The following is a 1960-nucleotide window of genomic DNA, read 5'->3' as shown; positions in this document are numbered from 1 at the left end:
TGTCTAGTCCCACCTGATGCTTGACGGATTGATCCCAGGTGATGCTTTACAGATGCCCTAGGAAACATGGTCGACCTTGCGGGGTCGGTGGGCTTTGTGGTTGCGGACCGGTGTGGTGGTGGTCCGCCGGATCGTGCGGGTGTCGTCGTCCATTTCGATGGTGAACGTGGTGTCGGTGACCTGCACGGTGACGGTCTGACCTGCATGGACGCGGCCCAGGGAGATCTTCTGTCCGCACACCATGATGACCCCGGAGTTGCTGGCGCGTCGTTGCACCGTGATCGGTGTGGTGGCTGGCCGGGGCGGTGGCCCGGCCGGGCGGGTTCCGCGTAGCCGGGCGACCTGCTCGGCGGTGAAGGGGTTGGGCCGGGTGCGTAGCAGTTGGCGGGTGTCGGGGTCGAAGTACATCAGGGTGTCGGGTTCGACGCGGATGCTGACCCTGCGGCCGCCCAGGATCTCGGCGGCCAGCATCAACCTGCCGCCTAGGCTGACCAGGCCGTCTTTGCTGACGGTGCGGTCGACCTCCACTGCTGCCGCAGATTGGGCGACGGGTATTGGCGGAGGTCCGGCGGGGCGTCCGCCTTTGGCTCCAAGCGCGGCCAGGTCAGCGACCGATAGGTGGGAGCGAATGCTCTTGAGACGGGCGCCACCGGTCAGCAGGTGGATCACTTCGGTGTCGGCCCAGAAGGTGATGGTGATCCCGGCTCGGGCTGGGCCGAGCCAGAACTGTTTGCCTGCTACCCACATGTTCCCGCTGGCAGGCACCACCCGCTCGAACTCCACCGCGTCACCCGCACATGGCCGCACGGCGGGTGGAACATCCCTGCCCCCCAACGAGAGCTCAAGCTCCTCAGCGGCGGTGGCCGGGGCCGGGGCAAAGCCCATAGCGGCCGGCAGCCGCAGCGGCAGCAGGTCCTGCTCGGAGCGAGCGCGGGAGACATCGAACCGGTCAGCGGGGCAGGCCATGCCCAGCGCCTGATGCGGCCGCACGGTGTTGTAATCGGCCACCCACTGCGTCACCGCGGCTTGCGCGGCGGGCAGGTCGGCGAACGGGACCGCGTCATCCAGCAGCTCGCGGCGCAGACTGCCATGGAAACGCTCGATCTTGCCGGTCGTAGTCGGTGATCTGGGCTGGGTGAGGCGGTGCACGATGCCGTTGTCGCGGCAAATCCGGTCGAACAGCACCTCACCGCCCTTGCCGAACCGGTCGGTGAACTGCTTGCCGTTGTCGGTCAGCACCTCGTTCGGCACTCCGAACTGGCGCAACGCGGACGCGAACGCCAGGCACACCGCACGGCCCGTCGCCCGCGTCACCACCGAAGCGATCACACAGAACCGCGAGTGGTCATCGACCCCGGTCACCACCTTGCACTCGGTGCCGTCGGCCAGCAGCACCCCGCCGACGATGTCCATCTGCCACAACGCCATCGGCTCCTCGCGCTCCCAGCGACGGAACTCCTCACGCTTGCGCCGGCCCCTACCGGGTTGGACCAGGCCGTGACGCACCAGAACCCGATACACACTCATCCGCGACGGCACCGGCTCCACCCCGAACCGGCCCAGCTCATGCACCAGCCGCACCGGACCCCACCCAGGATGCTTGCGCCGCAGCTCACACACCATCACCTCCACCTCGCCAGGCATCTGATGCGGACACGACTCCGGCCGCCTGGACCGATCGACCAACCCAGCCAGACCCGAGTCCCGATACCGCCGCAACCAGGCATGAACACTCTGACGAGACACCCCGAACCGGGCCGCGACCTCGGTCACCGGCACACCCGCCTCGACCTCCAGCACCGCGCGATACCGCTGCTCGACGACCGACAACTCCACCAGCGCCAATCCCAGCCCTCCCGCCACGCGATGCCCGCAAACACCACGAAACGACAGAACCGAACACGGCACCTGTCAACCATCAACTGGGACTCGACTGTCAAGCATGACCCGGGACACGACA

1 protein-coding gene is annotated in these 1960 nt (G+C 67.4%); it reads right to left on the bottom strand.

Features of this window, described 5'->3' with window-relative positions; translation table 11 throughout:
• Window positions 1–57: 57 nt before the first annotated feature.
• On the bottom strand, window positions 58–1830 hold the full coding sequence (locus ACH34W_RS55335; RefSeq protein WP_395969348.1) for an IS481 family transposase: 1773 nt from the start codon (window positions 1828–1830) through the stop codon (window positions 58–60).
• Window positions 1831–1960 lie beyond the last annotated feature (130 nt).

The organism is Actinomadura sp. 6N118, assembly GCF_044326415.1.
Classification (GTDB): Bacteria; Actinomycetota; Actinomycetes; order Streptosporangiales; family Streptosporangiaceae; genus Spirillospora.
This window is presented reverse-complemented; position numbering and strand designations above follow the sequence as displayed.